Below are 25,906 nucleotides of genomic sequence, written 5' to 3'. Positions count from 1 at the left end.
GCGCAGTGGTGGACACGACGCACCAGGAGAGCCCCGCGACCGGAGGTTCGAAGGAACCCCGCAAGCACGGGCGGCGCAAGGTCATCGGAGCCGGTCTCGGCGTCCTGGCCGTCGCCGCCGGTGGTGGCGTGTACTGGGCGACGCGCGACGGGAGCGCTCCCGTCCACAGCACGCCCAAGCCCGCCTGGACGCCGAAGCAGCCCGTCCCCGCCGAGGACCTCGACACCAAGTGGGTCGGCATCCAGACCCACGAGACCGCGGTGGCCGCCGCCTTCGGCGAGTGGCTGGGCCGTCCGCTGGACGTCGTCGTCGTCTTCAACTCCGACGCCAACTGGGCCGCCATCTCCGGCCCGTGGTTCGCGATGGTCCCCCAGGAGGGCCAGGACTGGGGCCAGTGGGTCCGCGACGACCCCGACAACCGCACCCTCGTCATCTCCACGGGCCTGGTCCCGGCCGACCCGCCGGACGACTGGCGCGAGCGGGGTGCCGCGGGGGAGTACGACGAGCACTGGACGACGTTCGCTCAGAACCTCGTCTCCAAGGGCCTCGGGAAGTCGATCGTCCGCCTCGGCTGGGAGCTCAACGGCGACTGGTACGAGACGCACTACATCGGCGACACCCAGGAGAAGCGCGAGCAGTGGAAGGCCTACTTCCGCCGCATCGTGGAGACGGTCACGGCCGTGGAGGGGACGGCCTTCGAGATCGACTTCAACATCGCCGAGGGTCAGCAGGACTCCGTCGAGATCTCCGACATGTACCCCGGCGACGAGTGGGTCGACATCATCGGCGTGGACGTCTACGACTCCTACATCTCCCCGATCGACCCCTCGGCCCGGTGGGAGGAGAAGGACGCCAAGGTCAACAGCCTGTCGGCCGTCATCGCCTTCGCCGCCGAGCGCGACAAGCCCATCAGCATCCCCGAGTGGGCGATGGTCGCCGAGGGCAAGACCCAGGGCGGTGGTGACAGCCCGGAGTTCATCAACCAGATCGCCGACGCCGTCGTGAGCGCCGACGTCCGCTACCAGGCCTACTTCAACGTCCCCGACGGCGGGGTGGGCATGACGCTCGACGACGCGCCCAACGGCAAGGCGGCGTTCCTGAAGCGCTTCGGCGCAACGGGTGACGCGGGGCCGAGGAAGGCGTGACCGCCGGTAACCTCGACGGCGTGGTGGAGGTCGAGCAGGTGCCGGGCAGGCGCTCCGGTCCGCTGGGCAAGCTGCGCAGGCTCCGCAGTGCGGGGATGACCCGCAGCCTGTGGAACATCGGCGACCAGGTCGTCGCCAGCCTGAACAACTTCCTCATCCAGTTCGTCATCACCCACGCCTTCACCCGGGACGTCTTCGGCGCCTTCGCGATCGCGTTCTCCGTCTTCTCCATCTCGACGGGGTTCTTCCGGGCCCTGTCGACGTCGCCCGTCGCGATGCGCTTCGCCGACGCCGACGACCGCGAGTTCTCGCGCGCCGCGGGCTCCGCCGTCGCGCTGACGGCCACGGGCAGCGCCCTCTTCGGGGTCGTCCTCGTCCTCATGGGCTGGTTGCTCCCCTTCGGGGAGTCCCTGTCCCACGTGTTCATCGCCCTCGGGTTCGTGCTGCCCGGGCTGATGCTGCAGGACGCGTGGCGGCAGGTCTTCTTCGCGCGGTTGCGCCCCGCGGCGGCCTTCCTCATGGACGTCAGCTGGATGGTCCTGCAGCTCGCCGGGCTCGGTGTCCTGTTCCTCGTCTCCGACGAGAACCACATCTCCGCCTTCACCGCCGTCTGGGGCGGCGCGGCGTACGTCGCCTCGCTGCTGGGCCTGTTCGTCCTGCGGCTCAAGCCCCGCGTCTCGAACGCGTGGCGCTGGTTGCGCGAGCAGTCCTCGGTCACGCGCTACCTCGTCCCCGAGTTCGTCATCATCCAGACCGGCGGGCAGCTGGCACCGGTGCTCGCCGCGGCCGTCACGACGATCGACGCCGCCGGCGCCCTGCGCGGGGCGAACCTCCTGACCGTCCCGGCGACCATCGTGTCCACCGGCCTCATGAGCTTCGCCGTGCCCGAGCTCGTCCGTCGCCGTTCGCGGATGACGCCGAAGACCTGGCAGCTGGCCGCCGTCGCCATCTCCGGTCTCGTGCTCGTCGTCGGCGCGCTCTGGGGGGCGATCACCCTCCTGCTGCCGACCTCGGTCGGCGAGATGGTCCTCGGCGACACCTGGGAGGGTGCGCGCACGGTGCTGCTCGCGACGATCGTCGGGCAGGCCGGGTCCGCCGTGACCGTCGGCTGCGCGGCCGTCCTGTACGCCACCGAGGGTGCGCGCGTGACGCTGCGCCTGCACCTCGTCTTCGCCCTCTTCCTCGTGACGTTCTCGACCATCGGCGCCTTCACCTGGGGCGCCCAGGGCACCGCGTGGGGCATCGCCGCCGCGTTCTGGATCGTCGCCCCCTGGTGGTTCGTCTCGGTCCGCCGGCACGTGCGCGGTCCCGCCCTCGAGGCCCCGGCCACCACCCCCGCCGACGCAGGCTGACCGGCCCCACGAGCGGTCTCACGCCCGGTCCCACGCCCCCGAGGGACGGGACCGGCTGTGGGGCCGGCGCGGACGTCGTCCCGGTGACCGCGACGCCGTTCCCGCACCTGGTCTCACGGGCTGACCGGCCCCGCACCCGGTCCCACGCCCGGTCCCAGGCCCCGAGGGACGGGACCGGCCGTGGGGCCGGCGCGGACGTCGTCCCGGTGACTGCGACGCCGTTCCCACCCCCGGCCCCATGCGCAGACCAGCACGCAGAACGCCCCCACCGGACACCGGTGGGGGCGTTCTCACGCGCGGCGGGCTCAGACGGCGGCGAGCTCCACCCCGGCCTCGCGGGCGAGGGCGTCGAGCCGCGGGTCGCTGCCACGGCGCCGGGGGCGGGAGGTGGCGGGCGAGCCGGTGGCGACGTGGTCGGCCGGCACGTCCTTCGTCACAACGGCGTTGGCGCCGATGACGGCGCGGTCGCCGATCCGCACACCGCCGAGCACGCAGGCCCCCGCACCGATGGTGACGTCGTCACCGACGACGGGCTGGCCCGGCGTCGAACCGTCGCCCAGCGTCACGTTCTGGTAGATGCGCAGGCCCCGGCCGATCCGCACGGACGGGCCGACGACGATGCCGGTGGAGTGCATGAGGCACAGGCCGGGACCGATCTGCGCGAAGGGTGAGATCTCGGCGCCGGCCGAGCGCAGCGCGCGCGCCTGCAGGAAGTGGGCGGCGGGCATGAACCGCGGGGCGACGGCCTGCGCGGCGCGCAGCTGGACGACGGCACGCACGCGCGGCACGAGGGCCACCCGCGCCAGGACGTCCGGCAGCCACGACCCCGTCGACCGGCCCTCCGGTTCCACCATGTGCTCGAGGTCCCCGCGCAGGGCGGTGAGGTGGTGGTTCAACGGTTTCCTCCAGGGGTCGGGATCCACGACGGGACCGTCACCGGGAACGGTGCGGCGAGCGGGCCGGGGGACTCCTCGGCCTCCTGGCGCTGCCGTTCCCAGACGGACAACTCGGTGCGCCGGCCGACGAACAGGACGGCCAGCGGCAGCAGGACGTAGAAGATGTTCGCGGCCAGGAAGCTCGAGGACGTGACCGCGTTGACGAAGATCGCGGCGAGGGCGACCGTCGGCGCGGGGGAGCGGCGCACGACCGCCACGTAGAGGAACACCCCGGCCAGCACGGACGCGGGCACCCCGTACTCCAGGACCATCTTCACGGCGCCGGCGAAACTGATCGGCAGGCCCGTCTCGGCGAAGATCGCGTCCGAGATCCGGTCGGCCTGTCCCGGGCCCAGACCCGTGAGGATCGACCAGGGGTCCGACGACCACCGGTTGAGCAGGTACTCGTACGGCTGGACGAACCGCAGGCTGCCCGAGGAGTTCGTCTGCCCGGCCTCCCCCGTCCGGCTCAGCAGGATCGGCCCGACGGGTGAGAGCAGCGCGGCGACGGCGCCGACGGCCAGCACGACGGCGGCGCGCACGGCCCACAGGCCGCCGCGGCGGACGGCGAGGACGACGAGGCCGAAACCGAGGACCATGAACCCGGTCCCGGTGACCGTGGCGACGAGCGCGACGGCGAACACCGCGATCCGCCAGTACTCCTTGCCGCGGCTCAGCACCGAGAGCAGCGCGAGCGCGAGGAACTGCGAGAACACCGAGGGTTCGACGAACACGAAGGCGTTCGCCTTGATGACGGGGGAGCCGTACTCGATCGGGTAGGACGTGTTGTAGCCCTGGAACAGCAGGTTCTGCGGCACGACGCTGCGCAGGAAGTCGGTGTAGGACCAGACCCCCGCGAACTGCGTGAGCACCTGCAGGATCCCGATGGCCGCGAACACGAGCATGAACGTCTCGAACCGGCGCTGGACACGGGGGAACAGGTGCAGGCGTCGTTCGTCCACGCGGAAGCACAACGCGGCCCAGGTGACGATCAGCAGCAGCAGGGACGTGAGCGAACCCGTTCCCCGCCAGACGATGTCGACCAACGCGAACACCGTCAGGGCGCCCATCGCGAGGGCGTAGGTGCGCACCGACGCGCCGTCCTCGCGGACGTGGCCGTGGTAGGCGAGGTACCCCAGGACGGCGGCGACGACGGGGATCGTGACGGGGACGGGCGCGCCGAGCGGCAACGCGAAGCGCTGGAGCACGGTGAGGGCGACGATGACGATCGTCACGCCGGTCATGACGCGGGCGTCGGCGGTGCTGGTCGTCCCGGCGGTGTCCGCGCGGGCTGCGGCGCGGGTGGCCGCGCCGGCGTCGAGCCCCGGGACCGCGGGTCGCACGGTCGGGGCGACGCGGCGCAGACCGGTTCCCGCGTGGGCTCCGACCCAGGTCGCGCGCGTGCGGTTGCCGGCAGTGCCATCGCGGTGACGGTGCGTCGACGAACCCTCTCCGTCACCGGAGTGGCCCGTGTCGTCCGTGCGGTGCTGCGCGTCGTCCACGCGTGGAATCCCCCCGTCTGTGCGGCCGGGCCGTGCGGCTGTCCGTCGTCCCCGCAGGCCTGCCGTCGCGGTCCCCCCGCGGGGTCTCATGCTAGGCGGAGCGCGCCTCCGGCGGGAGCGGCGACGGAGTTCCCGAGAGCCGACCGGGGGCTCTGCGTGACAACTTCACACGTTCGCAGCAGGGCGTCCACGCCCGTTCGGCCGCCTGCGTGACAACGCCCGACAGACCCCGGAAAAGGGTGCAATAGTGGCGCCCGCAGCAGTCGCCGGGTGCCTGATCACACGGCGTAGGGAAACCCCAGCACCGAGTAACGGGCGGTGGGGGCCGCGGGGTGGACCGGCGCGCTGCACCGGGGGGCGCGGTTCTGCGTCACGTCAGGGAAGGGACTGGTAGTCGGTGACAACGAGCTCGCACGTGCGGAGCGGTTCTGGTGCGTGGGGTGCCATCAGCCGTCAGCGCTGGAAGATCCTGGTGGTGGCCGTCCTGGTCGCCGTCCTCGGGTACGTCCTGCCCTCTCAGCTGCTGACCCCGACCTACCAGGCGACCTCGACCATCACGTTGTCGAAGGACCGCCCCTACGACCCGACGACGTCCAACGCCTCGTCCCTGGGTGACCCGACGAAGTGGGCGACCCTGCAGGCCGCGGTCGCGGGGTCCGAGACGGTCCTGTCCGTCGCCGGGCAGACGCTGCCGGCGAAGCTGCAGTCGACGTTCCGCGACGGCCTGACGATCACGGCCGTCGACGAGTCGAACCAGATCACCGTCACGTCGAGCGCGCAGGACCCGCAGGACGCGGCGACCATCGCCGACGCCGTGGCGACCGCGTACCAGACGGTCAACACGCAGAAGGTGCAGCAGGCGACGGCCAACGCGCTGACCGCCGTCGGCACCGACACCGCGCAGCAGCAGACGATCAACCTCAACGCCAGCGCCTACGGCAACGGCATCTCCGTCCTGGACGCCGCCACCGTGCCGACGCAGCCCGCGCCGCCGTACGCCTGGCAGGTCGCCGTCCTCGCCGGTCTCGTCGGCCTCTTCGCCGCCGCCGGCTTCGTCGCCTGGCGGGCGCACCTCGCCCAGCGCGTCGACACCCCGCCCCTGGAGGGCGTCGCCGAGCTCGGGCGCTGGACCTCCGTCCCGCGCGGGCGGGGCATCGGTGACCAGAACTCCGCGGAGTCCCGCAACGCCGGGATGGTCCTCGTCGGCCTGCAGCACCTCGGCCACCTGCGCACCCCGCGCCTGGAGGTCTCGAGCGTCCTCGTGACCGCCGCCAGCGGCAACGCCGGCGCCCTGGCCACCGGCCTGGCCGCGTCCGCCGCCCGCGCGGGCCGCCGCGTCGTCCTCGTGGACGCCGACGAGGCCGGCAGCCGTCTCGGCGCCTTCGGCGCCCCGGTCGCCGACACCGACCAGCGGGTCCTGCCCGAGCGCCGCTGGAGCGACGAGATCCACCCGTGGGTCATCGGCGGCGGCGCCGTCGTCGGGGTCCTGCCCCTGGAGGCCCGCTCGCTGCAGCCGCACGTCGTGGGCGCCGGGGTCCGCCAGCTCGTCGAAGCCGGCTACCTCGTGATCTTCGTCGGCGGTTCCGTCGTGACGTCGCCGGTGGCCTTCGCGGTCGCCGGTGAGGTCGACGCGGTCCTCGTCCAGATCGAGGCCGAGCCGCGCGCCGAGGTCGTCAGCAAGACGGTCGCGCAGCTGTCCATCGCGGCCCCGGCCGTCGTCGCGCAGGTCGTCGTCGCCGACACCGGCAACGGCGCCCCCGCCTCCACCGAGCGCTCCGAGCCGCAGCGCCAGCGCCCGGTCGTCCAGGCGCAGCAGCAGACCCCCGAGGTCTCGCGCCGCGGCTGACACCGGTCAGCACGCACGACGGGCCGGCCCCCACGCGGGGGGCCGGCCCGTTCGTCGTTCCCGGGGCGTTCAGGGGGTGGGTCAGGGGGCGGGGGTGGCGGCGATCTCCTCCCACGGGCCCGGCGCGATCCAGCCGTCCTCCATGTGCGTGGCCAGCGCGGGCTGCGCGCCGAGCAGGACGCGGCGCCGCGAGGGCCGCCGCAGCGACCGCGCGTCGACGGCCGTCCGCATGCCCGTGAGGTAGGCCCGGCGCAGCGCGGACTTCCAGGCCGGGGTGCCGTCCGCGGGGTCGTGGTGCTCGACGAGTTCGCGCAGCGTGAAACGCGGCCGCCCCTGCAGGGTGAGGCAGCTGGCGTAGTCGAAGTTGCCCCCCGACAGCGCGCACAACCACAGCAGCCGCTCGTCCTCGCGCAGCGCGCGGACGCGGGCCGCGAAGGTGCTCGTCGTGCTCACGAGCCGCTCCCAGCGCACGGGGAGCCCCGTGTCGGGCACCTCCTCGCCGTAGGGGGCGAAGTAGTCGGCGTTCGCGTGCTGCGGGTCGACGGCCGCGTCGACGAGGGCGACGAGGGCCTCGGGCCGCCACAGGTAGTCGTCCTCGGCCAGCAGGAGCACGTCCCGCCCGTCCCAGCCGCGGCGCCGCGGCAGGCCCAGGGCCGTCAGGTAGCTGCGCCGGTTCGAGCCCCCGTCGATGGTGACGGGGTCGCCCCAGCGGGCCATGAGGTCCAGCCGGTCGGCCGGCACGGGGCCGTCGTTGAGGAAGACGACCTCGGCGGCGGCGTCCGGACGCTCCTGGCGGACCCGCTCGACGGCCCGGCAGAAGGACTCCAGACCCACCCGCTTGCTGTACCAGTCGGGCCGGCCCTTGCTGTTCTCCCCGCCGTGCGAGCGGTAGACGACGTGAAGTCTCACCCACCGATCGTAGCCGGGACGACCCCTGGGACCCGGTCCCGCGATCACGGGGGTCACGTCTATCGCCGCAGGTCGGCGGCGCGTTACAGGTTCTGGCGAACTTTCTCCTCAAGTCGCTGAGCGGGGCGGCCGAAGACCTCTCTGTCACCCCGAACGGGCCAACTCGGCACCCCCGCTCCCCCCGCGGAGGCGCCCTGAGCACAGCGAGGTTGATCCACCCCGATGAGCAAGCTTTCGAAGTTCCTTCTCAGCACTGCCGCCGTCGCCACCGTCGCCAGCGGGCTCACGACCGCCGCCGTCACCGCGGCGAGCGCCGCCGACGCCCCCACGCTGCGCGTCAGCACCCAGCGCGGCGCCTACACCGACGCCGGCGGCAACGTCTGGTCCGCCGACTCCGGCTTCGACGGCGGCTGGCAGAACGCCAACGTCACGTCGTCCGCCATCGCGGGCACGACGGACGCCAAGCTGTACCAGTCCGAGCACTTCGGCATGAAGGGCTGGAGCGCGAAGGTCCCCAACGGCACCTACGACGTCACCCTCAAGACGGCCGAGACGTACTGGACCCAGGCGGGTGCCCGCGTCTTCTCGGTCACCGCCGAGGGCCGCAGCGTCATCAACAACCTCGACATCTTCGCCGAGGTCGGCAAGAACCGGGCCCTGGACAAGAAGTTCTCGGTCACCGTGGCCGACGGCACGCTCAACCTGGGCTTCTCGCAGACCCGCAACTGGGCCACCGTCGACGCGATCCTCGTCCAGCCGGCGGGCGGCACCACCACCCCCGCCCCCGGCGGTGGCGTCGTCGTCAGCCCCGGCCCCCGCCCGACCAACCCCACCCCCGTCGTGACCACGCCGCCTCCCACCACCCCCGTGACCCCGCCGCCCACGACCACCCCGCCCGTGTCGATCCCGCCCGTCACGACCCCGCCGACCACGACCCCGCGTCCCGCGACGACGAACGTCTCGGGTCACGAGTGGATGTCCGGGTCCTCCGGGGTCGGCGCGGCCAACGGCCAGTTCGGCTCCTGGCGCGGCAGCAACCTCGACATCGTGTCGAGCTGGGCCGGCAACGCCGACAACTCCGCCAACTTCTACACGCTGTGGAAGGGCGCGGAGTACGGGAACTGGAACGGCTCGATGGACATGTCCGTCGGCGGCATCGACCCGGGCGAGACCTGGTCGCAGGCCGCCTCGGGGAAGTTCGACGCCCGCTGGGCCGCCTCGCTCACCAAGCTCAAGCAGCTGTGGGGCGACCGCGACGGCACGATGTACATCCGCTTCGCCCACGAGATGAACGGCTACTGGTTCTCCTGGAGCGTCAACAAGAACAACTACCAGGACTTCATGACGTCCTGGAAGCGCTACCGCGCGCTGCAGCAGCAGATCTTCCCCCAGGCCGAGCTGGTCTTCTCCGTCAACAAGGAGACCAACGGCTCGGGCATGGACTGGACGAAGTACTTCCCGGGCAAGCAGTACGTCGACGTCCTGTCGGTGGACTACTACAACAACTGGCCCTACGCCTCGACGCTGGCGCAGTTCCAGCAGCAGTCGTGGGACAAGGACGGGTACGGCGCGCCGAAGGGCATCAACGCCCACCTGGCCTTCGCCAAGAGCCAGGGCCTGCCGCTGGCGGTCTCGGAGTGGTCCGGCAACGCCGACGACGGTGACTCGCCCGCGTACGTCCAGGGCATGTACGACTTCTTCAAGGCCAACGCCGGGACCGGCGCGGGCCAGCTGCTCTACGAGGTGCAGTTCAACGTCGACATCGACGCCAAGCGCTGGCTGCTCAACGGCGGCACGCGCATGCCGAACTCGGCCGCGAAGTACCGCGAGCTCTTCTGAGGTCCTGACTCCCCGCACGACCCGGCGCCCCCGTCGGCCAGGTGACCACCTGGCCGGCGGGGGCGCCGTCGTGCGTCCGGTCCCGGGGTCGGGCTACTTGATGCGCTCCATGACGACGCGGCCGGCCACCGAGGCGCGACCCGTCGTGACGCCCTTGACGTAGGCCCAGTGCTGGGCGGCCCGGTCCTGGCGGCGCAGGGCCTTGCACTGCAGGGTGCGGACGGCGTAGCCGAGGGCGAGGACCGAGCTGATGCCCTGCACCGTCGCGCCGGAGTGGTGCCGGGCCAGGTAGCGGCGCATGGCCGCCCCGCGCAGCCGCAGCATCTCCAGGTTCGGTGCCCCGGAGCCGCCCGCGGCGTGCGGGACGATGACGTCGGTCCGGAGCCGCTCGCGCAGCCCCGCCTGCCGCGCCGTGCGGCCGAACATCATGTCCTCGTTGTAGACGTAGAAGTCCTCGTCGAAGCAGCCCAGCTCGACGAAGGTGCTGCGGCGCACCGCCATGCAGGCACCCGTGGTCCAGTCCACCTCGAGGGCCTCGCCCGGGGCGGGCTTGGCGTACAGCCCCGCCCGCGGGAAGAGCTTGTGCAGACCGGCGGAGTGGACGACGGCGCGGACGGCCGTGGGCTCCCAGCCGCCGACCCCGAGCTCGACGTGCCCGTTCACGCCGGCCATCGTCGCCGCGGACGCGGCCAGCCCCGGGTCCCCGGCGACGTCGGCCACGAGCGTGGCGAGGTGCTCCAGCGTGGGCCGGGAGTCGGGGTTGCCGAAGACGACGTACTCGTGGGTCGAGGTGCGGGCGCCCATGTTGGCGGCCTTGGCGAAGCCCTTGCCGCCGCCGGAGTCGACGTAGCGGGTCGCGGGGCGCTCGGCCGGCAACCGGGAGAGCCCGTCGACGTCGGAGGCGTTGTCGACCACGACGACCGGCAGGTCGTCGGGGAGCCCGGCGAGCAGGGCGCGGATCTGGTGGGCGCTGCGGTAGCTGACGAGCACGAGCTCGACGTCGTGCTCGAGTCCCGCCGCCGGCGCGGTGCCCCGCCCGGTGTCCTGCTCCGTGTCCTGCCCCGTGTCCTTCGTGACGTCCACGCTCACTCCGCCCGTCCCCTTCCGGTGCTTCCCCCGTCCGGACCGACCGTGGGCACAGGCCCCGGCTGGTCCGTTCCGGTGGTGGTCGTCCCACTCACCGAGGGTCCAGTGTGGACCCCTGCGGGGCGTCCTGAAGGGTGACCGTCCGTGGCGAACGGGTGGTTTCCCGTCTCCGGGCACGGACGAGGCGCAAACTCGTCACTCCGCGCTGACCTGCAACAACAGGGCGTCACGACTTTGTGGAAGTGTTTCACGAGGCCACCAGGAACTACCCAGAGTGATTGGTTAGATACGCAAAGGCCTTGTTGCTCAGCGTGTCCCGCCCTTGCAAGAATGCCCGGACCACCCGCGGACTGCGCGGGGGTCACAGGGGCGGTGAGGGGGGTCCAACGGCCGGCAGGCCGGGGGATTTCACCGCTCCGGACGTTCGTCTGGGGGGTTCCACACGTGAAACTTGGTCGACCGAGTCCGACCGTCAGTGCGCTGACCGTCATGTCCTTCGCCGGTCACGTCATGTACCCGCTGTACCTGCTCGCCAGCGAGCGCTTCGCGCCGCGCAGCCCCGTCCGCCCGCGCGCGGGCGAGGCCGGCTGGACGTGGGACGACGTCGACGTGCTCATCCCGGCGTTCGGCGAGGCGAGCATCCTGGCCGAGACCGTCCCGCAGCTGCTGGCCGAAGGCGTTCCGCTGGACCGCATCACGATCGTCGTCGACGAGGACGAGAAGACCCGTGCGGCTGCCGAGCACCTCGGCTGCCGCGTCGACTGGTCGCCCACCCGCGCCGGCAAGGCCGCGGCCGTGAACCGCGGGGTCGAGAACTCCAAGGCCGACATCGTCGTCCTGCTCGACGCCAACGCGTTCGTGCCGGGCGAGGGACTGCGCGCGCTCATCGACCGCGTCGCCACCGACCTGCACCTGGCCTCCGGCGTCCGCAAGGAGTCCGGTGCGGCCGACGAGGGCCTGTACTGGCGCTACGAGAACTGGATCAAGCAGACCGAGGCCGGCCGCGGCGGGTCGCTCGCGCTCGTGGGCGAGGCCGTCGCGCTGCGGCGCGAGTCGTTCCGGCCCATCCCCGGCTCGGTCCTCAACGACGACCTGTTCCTCGCCTTCGACTTCGCCCGGCGCGGGCTGAACGTCGGCGTCGTGCCCGAGTGCGTCGCGATCGAGGACTCCGCGCCCCGCAACGACCAGCTCGAACGGCGCGTCCGCATCATGAGCGGTCAGCTGCGCCTGTTCTGGGGTTTCCGTCGCTCGTTCCTGTCCGGGGACGACAAGTTCCTGCACTTCGCCATGCACAAGGGGTGGCGTTCGACGCTGGGTCCCGCGGCCCAGCTCACGCTGACCGCCGCCTGCCTGGCCCGGCCGAAGAACCGCTACAGCCAGCTCTTCCTGCTCGGTGAGGCCGTGTCCGTCGCGGCCTACCTCAAGGGCGACAAGCTGCAGGGCAAGGCCGCCGCGCCGCTGCGCGTGCTCGGTCAGGCCGTCGGGATGCCGCCGGTCATCTTCGCGCTCTCCATCCCGCGCGCCCTCGGCCGTTCGCGCTCGGGTGCGTGGAAGAAGCGCACCCGTTGACCGCTGAGCCGACGTCCGGGGGCACGGCCGGGCGCACGGCGTGGGTGCTCGCCAAGCAGCTGCCGGCGAGCACCGATTCCGGTGGGCGGCAGCGGGTCCGCGCCGTCATCGACGCCTACGCCGCGTCCTTCGACCACGTCCACGTGGTCGGGTTCGGCCGGTGGCCCGGCTGGCGGGAGGTCCTCCCGGCCCACGTCACGGTCCACGAGGTCGAGGCGCCGAAGCCCACCCCGGGTGCGGTCCTGCGGGGTTCGCTCTTCGCGGGCAAGTGGTTCTCCCGCCAGGTCCACGACCTGCTGGCCGCGGGGGTGCGTGCCCGTGACGTCGTGCACGTCGACTTCCCGCAGATGGCCGTCAACGTCCCCGGGGACGTGCGCATCGACGTCCTCGACCTGCACAACGTCGAGTCCGACCTCGTCGCGCGCCGGTTGCGCACCGAACGGCCGCTGGCCGGCCGGGTGCTGGCGCCCGAGGTCGCGCGGTTCCGCCGGTTCGAGTTCGCCGTCGCCACGCGGGCCGAGCACGTGACGGCGTGCAGCCGCAAGGACCAGGAGGTCCTGTCCTCGCACGGGATCGACAGCACCTTCGTGCCCAACGGGGTGAGTGCCGTCGCGCACGTCCCGACGGTCCCGCCGGCCACGCGCACCGCGCTGTTCGTCGGCGCGGTCGACTACGGCCCCAACAAGGCCGCGCTGCGCTGGTTCCTCGACGAGGTGTGGCCGCAGGTCCTCGAACGGGTCCCGTCGGCACGGTTCCTCGCGGTGGGCCGGGGGGTTTCTGCGGTGCACCCGCGTCCGACCGGTGAACCCGGCGGAGTGGAGTTCCACTCCGACGTCGCCTCCGTCGACCCCTTCTACGACCGCGCCGACGTGTGCGTCGTGCCGCTGCTGTCCGGCGGCGGCACGAAGATCAAGCTCGTCGAGGCCCTCTCGCGGGGCCGGGCGGTCGTCACCACCACCCTCGGGCTCGAAGGGCTCGAGGAGCACCGCGACGTGCTGCGCGTCGCCGACGGGGCGCCGGCCTTCGCCGACGCCCTCGTGGAGCTGTTGGAGGACACCGAGCAGGCCGCGAAACTCGGGTCCGCCGCGGCCGACGTGGCGCAGTCGTTCTCGTGGGAATCCGCGATGACTCCGCTGCGTGACCTCTTGTCGACGATTCGTCGATGATTCTCGCGAACGGGGTCCGTCGTCACCCGCTTCGCCCAATCTCACGCTCCGTGTTCGTCCGCCTGTAGTAATCTCGCGGCAGCACCTCGGCGGGAAACCGGTGGCTCGGATTCGTGGGGGGTTCGGACCGCCACCGGAGTTCCCACGCGCACGACGCGACTGGTGCGCAGTTCCCCCACGGACGGTCGCGGGCGCAAGGCGCCCGCACCGACGAGATCCGACCGATCAGGTTCGAGTGAGGGAAGACATGACCGAGGCCACTCCCGTCTCCGAGATCCCCGTCGTCATCCTCTGCGGTGGCATGGGCACCCGACTGCGCGAGGCCAGCGAGAAGCTGCCCAAGCCGCTGGTGGACATCGGCGGACGGCCGATCCTCTGGCACATCATGAAGCTGTACAGCTCGTACGGTTTCCGGAAGTTCGTGCTGTGCCTGGGGTACAAGAGCGACCTCATCAAGCGCTACTTCCTCGACTACCGCATCAACGCCGGCGACTTCACGCTGAACCTGTCGACCCAGGACGCGCCGACCTTCCACACCAACGGGGTGCAGGAGGACTGGGACGTGACGTTCGTCGAGACCGGTCTGACGACCGCGACGGCGGCCCGCATCAAGCGCGTCGAGCAGCACCTGACCGCCGACAAGTTCGTCCTGACCTACGGCGACGGCCTCGGCGACGTCGACATCCTCAAGACCCTGCGCGACCACGAGGCCGGCGGCCGCCTGGCCACGGTGACGGCCGTGCACCCGAGCTCGCGCTACGGCGAGATGCACGTCACCGGCGACACCGTCACCGAGTTCAACGAGAAGCCGACCCTGGCCGACGGCTGGGTCAACGGCGGGTTCTTCGTCTTCGACCGCGCCTTCGCGGACAAGTACCTCGAGGACGACCCGGACATGATGCTCGAGCAGAAGCCGCTGCAGACCGTCGCCCGCGACGGCCAGCTGACGGTCTCCCAGCACGAGGGCTACTGGCTGGGCATGGACACGTTCCGCGAGTGGACCGAGTTCAACAAGCTCTGGGACTCCGGCAAGGCGCCGTGGAAGACCTGGGAAGACTGAGACCCTCGAGAACCGGAGAACTGCTGTGAAGATCGTCGTCACCGGGACCGAGGGTTACCTCGGCGCCCTGCTCGCTCCCACCCTGCTCGACGCCGGCCACTCGGTGCTCGGCATCGACACCGGCTACTACAAGCAGGGCTGGCTCTACAACGGCGTCACCGCCTCGGTCGAGACGCTGGCCAAGGACATCCGCCACGTCACCGTGGAGGACCTCGCCGGCGCCGACGCCGTCGTGCACATGGCCGAGCTGTCCAACGACCCGCTCGGTGAGCTGATCCCCGACGTCACCTACGTGGTGAACCACAAGGGGTCCGTCCGCCTGGCCGAGACCGCCAAGGCCGCCGGGGTCTCCCGGTTCGTCTACATGTCGAGCTGCTCCGTCTACGGCGTGGCCGAGGACACCGTCGACGAGACGTCGGCCGTGAACCCGCAGACCGCCTACGCCGAGTGCAAGGCGCTCGTCGAGCGCGACGTCGCGCCGCTGGCCGACGACGACTTCTCTCCGACGTTCATGCGCAACGCGACCGCGTACGGGGCCTCGCCGCGCCAGCGCTTCGACATCGTGCTGAACAACCTCGCCGGTCTGGCCTACACGACCGGCAAGATCGCCATGACCTCCGACGGTTCGCCCTGGCGCCCGCTCGTGCACGGCCTCGACATCGCCAAGTCGATCCGCGCCGTCCTGGACGCCCCGCGCGAGAAGGTCCACAACGAGGTCTTCAACGTGGGCGACTCCGAGCAGGTCTACCGCGTCCGCGAGATCGCCGAGGCCGTCGGCCGGGCGCTGCCCGAGGCCGAGATCACCTTCGGGCAGAGCAACGGCGGGGACAACCGCAGCTACAAGGTGAACTTCGACAAGATCCACGCGACCCTCGAGGGCTTCTCGTGCGACTGGAACGCCGACAAGGGCGCCCAGCAGCTGGTCGACGTCTTCAAGGCGATCGACCTCGACGAGGCGACGTTCACCGGCCGCGGCCACACCCGGCTCAAGCAGCTCGAGCACCTCATCAGCACCGAGCAGCTCGACAAGGAGCTGTTCTGGCGCGTCCAGCCGACCTCGGGGATCGCCCAGTGAAGTTCCGGACCACCCACATCGAGGGTGTCGCGATCATCGACCTCGAGGAGCGCGCGGACGACCGCGGGTTCTTCGCCCGGTCCTTCTGCCGCGAGGAGTTCCTCGAGGCGGGGCTGAACCCGGCGGTCGAGCAGTGCAACCTCTCGTACAACCACAAGGCCGGGACGCTGCGCGGCATGCACACGCAGGTCGACCCCGCGCCCGAGGCCAAGCTCGTGCGCTGCACGGCCGGCGCGATCCAGGACATCATCGTCGACCTGCGCCCGGACTCGCCCACGCGGTTCCAGCACGTCGCGGTGGAGCTGTCCGCGCAGAACCGCACGGCGCTCTACGTGCCGGAGTACTTCGCCCACGGCTACCTCACGCTGACCGACGGCGCCGAGGTCGTCTACCAGGTGTCCCAGAGCTACACCCCGGGCACCGAACGCGGTCTGCGGTACGACGACCCCGACCTCGCCCTGCCCTGGGCGCGGGACGTGGCCGTCATCAGCGACAAGGACGCGAGCTGGACGCTGCTGGCGGACGGGGCGCAGCTGTCGTGATCATCGTGGACAACGCGCTCAAGCGCCGGCAGGCCGAGGGGCGCCCCATCCGCGTCGCCCTCGTCGGTGCCGGGTTCATGGGCCGCGGGTTCGTCAACCAGGTCGTGAACTCCGTGCCCGGCATGGAACTCGTCGCGATCGCCAACCGCACCGTGTCCAAGGCGCGCGACGCCTACGAGCAGGCCGGGGTCACCGGTGTGGTCGAGGCCGACGACGCCGCAGCGGTCGACAAGGCCATCGCGCAGGGCAAGCCCGTCGTATCGGCCTCCTACGAGGCCGTCGTCGACGCGGGCCAGGTCGAGGCCGTCGTCGAGGCGACGGGCAACACCGAGTACGGCGCGCACGTCGTCGTCCGGGCCATCGAGGCGGGCAAGCACATCGTCCTGCTGAACGCCGAGGTCGACGGGACCGCCGGCCTCGCGCTGCGGACCCGCGCCGAGAAGGCCGGTGTCGTCTACACCGGCTGCGACGGCGACCAGCCCGGCGTCCAGATGAACCTCATCCGCTTCGTGCGCTCCATCGGCGTCACGCCGCTGGTGTCGGGGAACATCAAGGGTCTGCAGGACGAGTACCGCAACCCCACCACGCAGGAGGGTTTCGCCAAGCAGTGGGGGCAGGACCCCTACATGGTGACGAGCTTCGCCGACGGCACGAAGGTGTCGTTCGAGCAGGCCCTCGTCGCCAACGCGGCGGGGTTCAGCGTGGAGAAGCGCGGCATGCGCGGCGCCGACCACCGCGGGCACGTCGACGAGCTGACGACGATGTACGACGTGGACCAGCTCAAGGAGCTCGGCGGCGTCGTGGACTACGTCGTCGGGTCCAAGCCGGGCCCCGGCGTCTACGTCCTCGGGACGCACGACGACCCCAAGCAGCAGCACTACCTGAACCTGTACAAGCTCGGCACCGGGCCGCTGTACTCGTTCTACACGCCGTACCACCTGTGCCACTTCGAGGTGCCGCTGACCGTCGCCCGCGCGGTGATCTTCGGCGACGCCGCGATCGTGCCGGGCGACGAGGTGAAGGTCGAGGTCGTCACGACGGCCAAGACCGACCTGGCCGCCGGCAAGGAGATCGACCGTCTCGGCGGGTACGACACCTACGGCGTGGCCGAGACGTACGCGGCGACGAAGGCGGGGAACCTCCTGCCCATGGGCGTGGCCGAGGGCTGCGTGCTGCGTCGCGACGTGACGAAGGACCAGGTCCTGACGTACGACGACGTCGTGCTCCCGCAGGGCCGGCTCATCGACGCGCTCCGCGTCGAGCAGGCCGCGCTCCTCGGGCGCTGAGCACCTCCGCACGTCCCGAACGGCCCCTGCGGGGTTGGGATCGTTGACGCATCGCGCTCATTGGTTGAGCCGGCGGCGTCAACGAGCCACCCCCGCCGGGGCCGTTCGGCGTTCCGCGGGGTTGGGCTCGTTGACGCATCGCGCTCGTAGGTTGAGCCGGCGGCGTCGACGAGCCACCCCCGCCGGGGCCGTTCGGCGCCCCCGGGGGATCGCGTTAGGGTCGCCGACGTGAACTCCGCAGGACGGCTCGACGTCGCGGTCGTCGGGGCCGGGCGGGTGGGGCCGGTCCTGGGGGCCGCGCTGCGGGCCGCCGGTCACCGCCTCACGGGCGTCGCTGCCCGGACGCGGCAGGCCGCCGAACGCGTCGAGGCGTTGCTGCCCGACGTCCCCTGGATCGAGCCGGCAGACGCCTTCGCCGCCGACCTCGTCCTGCTCGCGGTCCCGGACGACGTCCTGGGCCCGCTGGTGGCCGAGCTCGCGCCGAACGTGCGCGCGGGGCAGCTCGTCGTCCACACGTGCGGGCTGCACGGCCTCGGCGTCCTCGAACCGGCCGCCCGGCGCGGCGCGCTCACCCTGGCGCTGCACCCGGCCATGACCTTCACGGGCACCTCCCTGGACCTGCAGCGCCTCGTGGGCGCGGCCGTCGCCGTCACGACCCCGCCCGTGCTGGCCCCCGTCGCGGACGCCCTCGTCCGCGAGTGGGGCGCCACCCCCGTCGTCGTGGCCGACGCCGACCGCCCGCTGTACCACGCGGCCCTGGCCCACGGGGCGAACCACCTCGTGACCTTGGTGGCGCAGGCCGTCGACGCCGCGCGGGCGGCGGTGGGGGAGGACGCCGAGCGCGTGCTGCGCCCGCTGCTGCAGGCCGCGCTCGAGAACGCCCTGCGCGACGGCGATGCCGTCCTCACCGGACCCGTCGCCCGGGGCGACGCCGGGACGGTGGCCACCCACCTGCGCGTGCTCGGGGCGCTCGACCCGGCCACCGCCGCCACCTACGCCCAGCTCGCCGGCGTCGCCGCCGACCGCGCGCAGGCCGCAGGACGCCTCACCCCCACCGCGGCCGCCGCGGTGCGGTCCGAACTCACCGCAGGAGAACCGTGAGCACCACCCCGACCGCCGCCCTCACCGTGGCCCGCACCCGCTCCGAGCTCGCCGCCGCCCGCGACGCGCTCACCGGCCCCGTCGCGGTCGTCATGACCATGGGCGCCCTGCACGCCGGGCACGCCCGGCTCATCCGCGAGGCCCGGGGCCGCGCGTCCTCGGTCCTGGTCACCGTCTTCCTCAACCCCCTGCAGTTCGGGCCGAACGAGGACCTCGCCCGCTACCCGCGCACCCTCGACTCCGACCTGGCGCTGGCCGCGGAGAACGGCGCGGACGTCGTGTTCGCCCCCGGCCCCGACGTCGTCTACCCCGACGGCACCCCGGGGGTTCGGGTGGCCGCAGGCCCCCTCGGTGAGGTGCTGGAGGGCGCCAGCCGCCCCGGCCACTTCGACGGCGTCCTGACGGTCGTGGCCAAGCTCCTGCACCTGACGCGCGCCGACCTGGCGTTCTTCGGGCAGAAGGACGCCCAGCAGCTGCTGCTCGTGCGGCGCATGGTGCGCGACCTCGACCTCGGCGTGGAGATCGTCTCGGTCCCGACGGTCCGCGAGGACGACGGGCTCGCGATGTCGAGCCGCAACCGCTACCTCACCCCCTTCGACCGCGAGGTCGCCCTCGTGCTGCAGCGCGCCCTGGCGGCCGGCCGAGCCGCGGCGCCCGAGGGGCCCTCGGCCGTGCGGCGGGCCGCGCGCGACGTCCTCGTCGCCGAACCCGCCGCGCGCGTGGACTACCTCGCCCTCGTCGACCCGCACGACCTCGCCGACGTGCCCGAGCACTTCCGGGGCGACGCGCTGCTCGCCGTCGCGGCCCGCGTGGGTTCCACCCGTCTCATCGACAACGCCCCCCTCGTCGTGGGTCACCCGGCGGACTGAGGGACCCACCGCTCCCCACTAGCCTGGGGCGCGTGAGCGACCAGACGCCCGACCTGCCCGAGGACGAGTTCGAGGACCTGCCCGAACAGGTCCGGGTCCGCCGCGAGAAGCGGGACCGGATCATCGCCGGCGGCGGTGAGGCCTACCCCGTCTCGGTGCCGCGGACGACGTCGCTGGCCGACCTGCGCGCCCGCTACGAGCACCTCGAGGCCGGCGAGGAGACGACCGACGAGGTCGGGGTGACGGGCCGCGTCGTGTTCCTGCGGGGCACGGGCAAACTCGTCTTCGCGACCCTCCAGGAGGGCGACGGCACCCGGTTGCAGGCGATGGTCTCGCGCGACGGGGTCGGCGAGGACGCGCTCGCCGCCTGGAAGTCCGACGTGGACCTCGGTGACGTCGTGTTCGTGCACGGGGTGGTCGTCTCGTCCAAGCGCGGGGAGTTGTCCGTGCTCGCCGACTCCTGGCAGATGGCCTCGAAGGCGTTGCGCCCGTTGCCGGTCCTGCACAAGGAACTGTCGGAGGAGACCCGCGTCCGGCAGCGCTACGTCGACCTCATCGTCCGGGAGGCGGCCCGGCAGAACGTGCGCGCGCGCTCGAACGTCGTGCGCTCGGTCCGTCGGACGCTGGAGGACCGCGGGTTCCTCGAGGTCGAGACGCCGATGCTCCAGACGCTGCACGGTGGGGCCAGCGCCCGGCCCTTCGTGACGCGTTCGAACGCGTTCGACACCGACCTGTACCTGCGCATCGCGCCCGAACTGTTCCTCAAGCGGCTCGTCGTCGGCGGCATCGAGCGCGTCTTCGAGATCAACCGCAACTTCCGCAACGAGGGCGCCGACTCCACCCACTCGCCCGAGTTCGCGATGCTCGAGGCGTACGAGGCCTGGGGCGACTACGACTCCATCGCCGCGCTGACCCGGACCATCGTCCAGGAGGCCGCGCAGGCCGCCTTCGGCTCGCACGTCGTGACGTGGGCCGACGGCACCGAGTACGACCTCGGGGGGGAATGGCGGTCCATCTCCATGTACCCGTCGTTGTCGGAGTCCCTCGGTGAGGAGATCACCCCGGAAACCCCGCGCGACCACCTGCTCGCCGTCGCGGCCAAGCTCGAGGTTCCCGTCGACGCCGCCCGGTGGACGGGAGGAAAGCTCGTCGAGGAACTCTGGGAGCACCAGCTCGGTGATTCCCTGGAAACGCCGACCTTCGTCCGCGACTTCCCCGTCGAGACGTCCCCGCTCGTGCGTTCGCACCGCAGCATCCCGGGGGTCGTGGAGAAGTGGGACCTGTACGTGCGCGGTTTCGAGCTGGCGACGGGGTACTCCGAACTCGTCGACCCCGTGGTGCAGCGCGCGCGCTTCGTCGACCAGGCGCGGCTGGCCGACCTCGGGGACGACGAGGCCATGCGGATCGACGAGGACTTCCTGCGCGCCCAGGAGCACGGGATGCCCCCCACGGGCGGCATGGGCATGGGGATCGACCGGCTCCTCATGGCCCTCACAGGCCTCGGAATCCGCGAGACCATCACGTTCCCGCTGGTCAAGCCCCGCTGACGGCGGGCCCGGGGGAGGGCGGGGGCGGACGTACCCTGGGGGCGTGGACTACCTCGCCGCGCTCCTGCCCCCCGCGGGTCTGGCTGTGCTGTTCGTGCTCCTGATGCGCTCGATCCTGCACGCGGACCGCCGGGAGCGAGCCGCCGCTCGTCGCGCCCGGGCCGACCGCGTCGGCACCGGGGGGCTGCCCGCCGCCGTCGCCCGGGAAGGGAGCGCGGAAAGCGGTCAGACCGACCGCCCGGTCTGAAGTCGGGGCACGAAAAGCGGTATTCCCGAGTGATTTGACCTTCTCTGCGAAAAGGGCCAGAGTGTTGCCGACCGGCGCACTCGCGAATCCGGTCGTCCACTTCCTTCGAGAGGAATGCCCCGGATGGCGCAGAAGGTTCAGGTCCTGCTCGTCGACGACATCGACGCCAGTGAGGCCTCGGAGACGGTGACCTTCGCCCTCGACGGGGTCAACTACGAGATCGACCTGTCCGACGAGCACGCGTCCGCCCTGCGCGACGCCTTCGCACCGTGGGTCGGGCACGCCCGCCGCGTCGGCGGCCGCTCCGGCGCCGCCCGCCGTTCGTCCACGACCGCGAAACCGGCCGCGAAGGGCGCCGGCGGTCCCGAGCGCGACACGGGCGAGGTCCGGACCTGGGCGCGGGAGAACGGCTACACGGTCTCCGACCGCGGCCGCATCTCCGCCGAGATCCTCCAGGCCTTCGACGCGGCCCACTGACGAGCTCCACCGCAACACCCGCGCAGGACCCTCGAAGGGCCCGACCACCAGCCGGTGGTCGGGCCCTTCGTCGTACGGCGGGGGTCCGCCGGGGGACGGGGACCATCCCTCCGCCCGACTCCCGGTGCACCCATCGGTGGATGCGGCCGCTCGTCACGGTGCGTGAAGATCGTGTCGTTCCGCCGCGGCGGCCCCCGGTGACCGGGGCGGCCCGGCGACCAGCACCCACTCGTCCACCACCGAAGGGCACCCCATGATCGAGGCGGTCGGCCTGCGCAAGGTCTACGGCAAGAAGGTGGCCGTGCACGACCTCAGCTTCACCGTGCGCCCGGGCATCGTCACCGGGTTCCTCGGGCCCAACGGGTCCGGCAAGTCCACGACCATGCGGATGATCGTCGGCCTCGACCGTCCGACCGCCGGACAGGCGCTCGTCGACGGCAAGCCGTTCGCCGCGCACCGCGCCCCGCTGTCCACCGTCGGGGCGCTGCTGGACGCCAAGGCCGTCCACACCGGCCGGTCCGCGCACAAGCACCTGCTCGCCATGGCCGCCACGGCCGGGATCCCGCGCTCGCGCGTCGACGAGGTCATCGACCTCGTCGGCCTCGGCGAGGTGGCCCGCAAGCGCGCCGGCGGGTTCTCCCTCGGGATGGGCCAGCGCCTCGGCATCGCCTCGGCGCTGCTCGGGGACCCCTCGACGGTCATGTTCGACGAGCCGGTCAACGGTCTCGACCCCGACGGCATCCTGTGGATCCGCAACCTCATGAAGGAACTCGCCCGCCAGGGCCGGGCCGTGTTCGTCTCCTCGCACCTCATGAGCGAGATGGCGCTGACGGCCGAGCACCTCGTCGTCATCGGCAAGGGCCGGCTCATCGCCGACGAGAGCGTCAAGGCGTTCGTCGACCGCGTGCAGCCGCGCGGTGTCACCGTCCGGTCCCCCCAGGTCGAGGAACTGCGCGAACTCGTCGTCGCCGAGGGCGGGCGGCTCACGGTGCTGGACGACGGCAGCTTCGACGTCCGCGACCTGTCCGCCGAACGCATCGGGGACGCCGCGGCCCGCCGCGGTGTCGCCCTGCACGAACTCACCACCGTCAAGGCGTCGCTGGAGGAGGCCTTCATGGAACTCACCGCGAACGCCGTCGAGTACCAGGCCCACGGACCGGCCGGGGGTGGACCGCTCGCGGTCCCCGGGCCGGACGCCCGTGCGCGACAGGAGGTCGTCCGATGAGCACCACCGAGCAGCTGCCGCGGCAGCAGTTCCAGGCGACCGAGCACCGGGTCACGTTCCCCGGGCTCGTGCGCTCGGAGTGGATCAAGTTCTGGAGCGTCCGGTCCGTCGTCGTGACGATGGTCGCCTCCTTCGTCGCCATCATCGGGATCGGCGTCCTGACGTCGTTCGCGACGCGGTCCGCCCTGTCCAGCGCGGACGGCGCCCGGGCCATGGCCGCCCAGGGTTTCGACGGTGTGGGCGCCAGCCTGACCGGTGCGCAGCTGGGGACGCTCATCGTCGCGGCCGTCGGCGTCATCGTCATCGCCGGTGAGTTCTCCACCGGGATGATCCGCACGTCCGTCGTCACGGCCCCGCGCCGGCTCGGCGTCCTCGGGGCCAAGGCCGTCGTGCTCGCGGTGAACGTCGCCGTCGTCACCGGGGTGGCCGTCCTCGTGGCGTTCCTGCTCGGGCAGGCCGTGCTGAACACCCGTGACCTCGGCTCCTCGATCGGGGACGACGGGGTCGTGCGGGCCCTGCTGGGGAACGTGGCGATGCTCGTCGGCATCTCCCTGGCCGGCCTGGGGGTCGGTGCGCTGCTGCGGAACTCCGCGGGCGGCATCTGCACGGTCGTCGCGGCCATCTTCGTGCTGCCGCTGCTGCTCATGCCGATCCCCGACTCCTGGGGTGGGGACAGGATCCGGGAGTTCTGGTTCAACAACACCATCCAGAACGCGACGACGGTCAGCCAGAGCGACAGCTACCTGTCCGCGGGCGTCGGGTTCGGGATGTTCGTGGTGTGGGTCGCCGTCCTGCTCGGGCTGGGCGCACTCGCCCTGCGCAGCCGGGACGTGTGAGTCCTCGGGACGGGACCCTTCACGACGAGGAGGCCCGGACCACGAGTTCGGGCAGGTAGACGACCCGCCGGTCCGGCACCACGACCGGCGGGTCGTCGCGCACGTCCACCGTCCGCTCGCCCCCACCCGGCCCCGTGTCGCCGGCCGCGCGGGCCAGCAGCAGTTCCACCGCCGAGCGGCCCAGCAGGTCGGTGGGCTGCCGGACGGACGTGAGCGGGACGGTGGCGGCCGCCGCGAAGGCGATGTCGTCGTAGCCGACGAGGGCGAGGTCCTGGGGGACCTTCAGGCCCCGGTGGACGACCTCCCGCAGGACCCCGAGCGCCAGCAGGTCGTTGAGGCAGAACACGGCGGTCGGCCGCTCCGGCCGACCCCAGGAGTCCAGCGTCGCGCCGACCGCCCGACCGTTCTCCAGGTGCATCGCCGGGACCTCGACCTCGACGAGGACGTCCTGCGGCAGGCCGGCGTCGGCGACGGCACGGCGGGCCCCCGCGATCCGCTCCTCGACCTGCAGGAACCCCCGGGGCCCGCCGACCACGGCGATGCGGCGGTGGCCGGCGGCCAGCAGGTGCGCGACGGCCAGCCGGCCGCCCTCGACGTCGTCCACGGACACCGACGGGGTCGTCCCGTCCGGGTCGCTGTGGTCGAGCAGGACGAGCGGGACGTCGAGGCGGGCCAGCTCGGTGAGGCGTTCCGCGGAGGTGTCGACGGGGGACAGGACGATGCCCGCGACCCGTTGCTGCTGCAGCACCTCCAGGTGCCGTCGTTCCCGGGCGGCGTCCTCGGCGCTGCTGCACAGCAGCAGGGTGTGCCCGCCGGCCTCGGCCGACAGCTCGGCGCCGCGGGCCAGCTGGGTGAAGAACGGGTTGGCGATGTCGAGCACGACGAGCGCGAGGAACCGGCTGCGGCCCACCCGCAGCTGCCGGGCCGACTCGTTGCGGACGTAGCCGAGTTCCTCGATGGCCTCCTGCACCCGCAGGCGGTTCGACTCGGTCACGTTGTCGGGTCGGTTGAGGACGTTGCTGACGGTCCCGATGGAGACACCGGCCCGCGCCGCGACTTCCTTGATGCTCACAGCTGCCACGCTGGATGCTAACCCGATTGTTCTAGATACATCACGTTCCGTGAAGTCCGCGGACCCGGAACCGCAGCGCCGGAGCGCGGTACTCCTCCAGGGCGTGCGCCACCCAGCCCGCCGTCCGGGCGACCGCGAAGACGAACTCCCCGGCGCCTGGCCCGAGCCTGTGGACGACCGCGTGTGCCGCCAGCGCGAGGTCGACGTTCGGGTAGGCGCCGGCGCCGTGGGCGCGCAGGACGTGCACGAGCAGGGCCGGGACGGCGTCGGCGACCTCCCCCGGCGGCAGCGCGTCCAGCAGGGCCTCGGCCCGCGGGTCGGCGCGCGTGTGGACGACCGTCCCGAAGCCCGGCGGGAGGCGACCGTCCAGCCCGGCCAGTGCGCCGACCGGTCCGTCCTGCAGGACCTGCAGCAGGAAGGCGTGGGCCACCCGCGAGGCCCCCGCGTGCAGCGGCCCGTCCGCCGCACCGAGGGCCGCCCCCAGGACGGCCGGCAGGGGAGCCCGCGCGCTCGCCGCCACCCGCGCGGCCACCGTCGAGACCGCGAGGCCGTGGTCGGCCAGCAGCACGAGCGCCGCTCCCCAGTCACCGGGCACCCCCAGCACCTCGTCGACGGTCGCGGCGACGCCGTGCCCGCGGTCCAGGACGGCAGCCAGCAGCGGTTCGGCCTCCGACGGCCCCGGGACCGGCCCCCCGGGCGGCAGGAGCGCCCCGGCCGCCGCGACGGCCACCCGCAACCGGGCGGCCGGGCGCGTTCCCGTCGGCAGCGCCGCCAGGACCGCCTCGACTCCCGCCGTGAGGGCGGGGTCGGCGGCGAAGCGACCCGGTCGGGCGGCGCCCGTCCACAGCAGTCGGGCGACGGCCTCGAAGGAGTGCGTGCGCGAGAGCGCGACGGCGTCCTGCCCGCGGTAGCGCAGCCGGTCGTCGTCGAGGGACGTCAGCTCGGTGCGCACCGTCTCCACCGCCCCCACCGGGCGGTTGCGGCCCCGCGCCGCGAGTGCGTCCACCTCGGCGGGGTCGAAGAGGCTGCCGCCGGGGGTGCGGTGGGCGTGCAGCAGTCCGCGGCTGACGTAGGCGTAGAGCGTCGCGCGCCGGACCCCGAGCCGGTGCGCCGCCTCGGCCGACGACAGGGGGGCCGACGACAGGGGGACCGACGACGGGGTGGGGGTCCGCTCCACGGTTGATCCGATCAACGTTGACCCCGGTCGGTCAAGGTCCGGA

General features: G+C 72.4%; 23 protein-coding genes. 17 read left to right on the top strand and 6 right to left on the bottom strand.

Annotation, left to right across the window (positions count from 1 at the left end; all coding sequences use genetic code 11):
* The first annotated feature begins 5 nt into the window (after window positions 1-5).
* On the top strand, window positions 6-1,145 hold the full coding sequence (locus AB0637_RS02230; RefSeq protein WP_366169531.1) for a glycosyl hydrolase: 1,140 nt from the start codon (window positions 6-8) through the stop codon (window positions 1,143-1,145).
* Complete coding sequence (locus tag AB0637_RS02225; protein ID WP_366169530.1) at window positions 1,142-2,497, top strand: hypothetical protein; 1,356 nt, start codon at window positions 1,142-1,144, stop codon at window positions 2,495-2,497. Before AB0637_RS02230 ends, AB0637_RS02225 begins: the two co-directional genes overlap by 4 nt.
* 305 nt (window positions 2,498-2,802) lie before the next feature.
* On the opposite strand, the gene AB0637_RS02220 is transcribed toward AB0637_RS02225, so the two are convergent.
* Together AB0637_RS02220 and AB0637_RS02215 are read right to left on the bottom strand one after the other, a co-directional pair.
* On the bottom strand, window positions 2,803-3,420 hold the full coding sequence (locus AB0637_RS02220) for a serine acetyltransferase (RefSeq protein WP_366169529.1): 618 nt from the start codon (window positions 3,418-3,420) through the stop codon (window positions 2,803-2,805).
* Window positions 3,390-4,934, bottom strand: a complete 1,545-nt coding sequence (locus AB0637_RS02215) for a hypothetical protein (protein ID WP_366169527.1) — start codon at window positions 4,932-4,934, stop codon at window positions 3,390-3,392. Before AB0637_RS02215 ends, AB0637_RS02220 begins: the two co-directional genes overlap by 31 nt.
* 415 nt (window positions 4,935-5,349) lie before the next feature.
* Here AB0637_RS02215 and AB0637_RS02210 point away from each other — a divergent pair, with 415 nt between their 5' ends.
* Window positions 5,350-6,780, top strand: coding sequence for a hypothetical protein (locus AB0637_RS02210; protein WP_366169526.1), 1,431 nt, complete (start codon window positions 5,350-5,352; stop codon window positions 6,778-6,780).
* An 81-nt stretch (window positions 6,781-6,861) separates the two neighbouring features.
* Here the strand turns inward: AB0637_RS02210 and AB0637_RS02205 are convergent, their stop codons facing one another.
* On the bottom strand, window positions 6,862-7,689 hold the full coding sequence (locus AB0637_RS02205) for a hypothetical protein (protein WP_366169525.1): 828 nt from the start codon (window positions 7,687-7,689) through the stop codon (window positions 6,862-6,864).
* 222 nt (window positions 7,690-7,911) lie between these two features.
* On the opposite strand from AB0637_RS02205, the gene AB0637_RS02200 reads away from it, so the two are divergent.
* Window positions 7,912-9,528 (top strand): malectin domain-containing carbohydrate-binding protein, encoded by a 1,617-nt coding sequence (locus AB0637_RS02200; protein ID WP_366169524.1) that lies wholly within the window; start codon window positions 7,912-7,914, stop codon window positions 9,526-9,528.
* Between the two features lie 93 nt (window positions 9,529-9,621).
* On the opposite strand, the gene AB0637_RS02195 is transcribed toward AB0637_RS02200, so the two are convergent.
* Entirely contained in the window at window positions 9,622-10,611 is a 990-nt protein-coding gene (locus AB0637_RS02195; RefSeq protein ID WP_366169523.1) for a glycosyltransferase family 2 protein, read from the bottom strand.
* A 492-nt stretch (window positions 10,612-11,103) separates the two neighbouring features.
* Between AB0637_RS02195 and AB0637_RS02190 the strand changes: the two genes are divergently transcribed.
* The 13 genes from AB0637_RS02190 to AB0637_RS02130 all read left to right on the top strand — a co-directional run bounded on the left by AB0637_RS02190 (window position 11,104) and on the right by AB0637_RS02130 (window position 23,614).
* The gene (locus tag AB0637_RS02190; protein WP_366169522.1) at window positions 11,104-12,183 is read left to right on the top strand and encodes a glycosyltransferase; all 1,080 of its coding nucleotides are present in this window, start codon (window positions 11,104-11,106) and stop codon (window positions 12,181-12,183) included.
* Complete coding sequence (locus AB0637_RS02185) at window positions 12,180-13,349, top strand: glycosyltransferase family 4 protein (protein WP_366169521.1); 1,170 nt, start codon at window positions 12,180-12,182, stop codon at window positions 13,347-13,349. Before AB0637_RS02190 ends, AB0637_RS02185 begins: the two co-directional genes overlap by 4 nt.
* A gap of 247 nt (window positions 13,350-13,596) precedes the next feature.
* Window positions 13,597-14,409: a glucose-1-phosphate cytidylyltransferase gene (locus AB0637_RS02180; RefSeq protein WP_366169520.1), complete on the top strand. Its 813-nt coding sequence runs from the start codon at window positions 13,597-13,599 to the stop codon at window positions 14,407-14,409.
* Between the two features lie 25 nt (window positions 14,410-14,434).
* Complete coding sequence (locus AB0637_RS02175) at window positions 14,435-15,484, top strand: SDR family oxidoreductase (RefSeq protein ID WP_366169519.1); 1,050 nt, start codon at window positions 14,435-14,437, stop codon at window positions 15,482-15,484.
* A complete protein-coding gene (rfbC, locus tag AB0637_RS02170) occupies window positions 15,481-16,026 on the top strand; it encodes a dTDP-4-dehydrorhamnose 3,5-epimerase (protein WP_366169518.1) in 546 nt (181 codons plus the stop codon). The genes AB0637_RS02175 and rfbC overlap by 4 nt, the downstream gene beginning before the upstream one ends.
* Window positions 16,023-17,312, top strand: coding sequence for a Gfo/Idh/MocA family oxidoreductase (locus tag AB0637_RS02165; protein ID WP_366169517.1), 1,290 nt, complete (start codon window positions 16,023-16,025; stop codon window positions 17,310-17,312). Before rfbC ends, AB0637_RS02165 begins: the two co-directional genes overlap by 4 nt.
* Before the next feature lie 228 nt (window positions 17,313-17,540).
* Window positions 17,541-18,413 carry a DUF2520 domain-containing protein gene (locus tag AB0637_RS02160; protein ID WP_366169516.1) on the top strand — a complete coding sequence of 291 codons (873 nt, stop codon included), beginning with the start codon at window positions 17,541-17,543 and terminating at the stop codon, window positions 18,411-18,413.
* A gap of 26 nt (window positions 18,414-18,439) precedes the next feature.
* Complete coding sequence (panC, locus tag AB0637_RS02155; protein WP_366169744.1) at window positions 18,440-19,282, top strand: pantoate--beta-alanine ligase; 843 nt, start codon at window positions 18,440-18,442, stop codon at window positions 19,280-19,282.
* A gap of 32 nt (window positions 19,283-19,314) precedes the next feature.
* Window positions 19,315-20,829: a lysine--tRNA ligase gene (gene lysS / locus AB0637_RS02150; protein WP_366169515.1), complete on the top strand. Its 1,515-nt coding sequence runs from the start codon at window positions 19,315-19,317 to the stop codon at window positions 20,827-20,829.
* Window positions 20,830-20,872: 43 nt separating this feature from the next.
* Complete coding sequence (locus tag AB0637_RS02145; RefSeq protein ID WP_366169514.1) at window positions 20,873-21,076, top strand: hypothetical protein; 204 nt, start codon at window positions 20,873-20,875, stop codon at window positions 21,074-21,076.
* 123 nt (window positions 21,077-21,199) lie between these two features.
* On the top strand, window positions 21,200-21,553 hold the full coding sequence (locus tag AB0637_RS02140; protein WP_366169513.1) for an Lsr2 family protein: 354 nt from the start codon (window positions 21,200-21,202) through the stop codon (window positions 21,551-21,553).
* 253 nt (window positions 21,554-21,806) lie between these two features.
* On the top strand, window positions 21,807-22,778 hold the full coding sequence (locus tag AB0637_RS02135; protein WP_366169512.1) for an ATP-binding cassette domain-containing protein: 972 nt from the start codon (window positions 21,807-21,809) through the stop codon (window positions 22,776-22,778).
* Window positions 22,775-23,614, top strand: a complete 840-nt coding sequence (locus tag AB0637_RS02130) for an ABC transporter permease (protein WP_366169511.1) — start codon at window positions 22,775-22,777, stop codon at window positions 23,612-23,614. The genes AB0637_RS02135 and AB0637_RS02130 overlap by 4 nt, the downstream gene beginning before the upstream one ends.
* A 19-nt stretch (window positions 23,615-23,633) precedes the next feature.
* Here the strand turns inward: AB0637_RS02130 and AB0637_RS02125 are convergent, their stop codons facing one another.
* Together AB0637_RS02125 and AB0637_RS02120 are read right to left on the bottom strand one after the other, a co-directional pair.
* The gene (locus tag AB0637_RS02125) at window positions 23,634-24,686 is read right to left on the bottom strand and encodes a LacI family DNA-binding transcriptional regulator (RefSeq protein WP_366169510.1); all 1,053 of its coding nucleotides are present in this window, start codon (window positions 24,684-24,686) and stop codon (window positions 23,634-23,636) included.
* A 40-nt stretch (window positions 24,687-24,726) separates the two neighbouring features.
* Complete coding sequence (locus tag AB0637_RS02120) at window positions 24,727-25,863, bottom strand: citrate synthase (protein WP_366169509.1); 1,137 nt, start codon at window positions 25,861-25,863, stop codon at window positions 24,727-24,729.
* Window positions 25,864-25,906: the final 43 nt, after the last annotated feature.

The sequence above is a fragment of the Kineococcus sp. NPDC059986 genome (genome assembly GCF_040702905.1).
Classification (GTDB): domain Bacteria; phylum Actinomycetota; class Actinomycetes; order Actinomycetales; family Kineococcaceae; genus Kineococcus.
The sequence above is the reverse complement of the archived record's forward strand: the minus strand, read 5'-3'. Positions and strand labels throughout refer to the sequence as shown.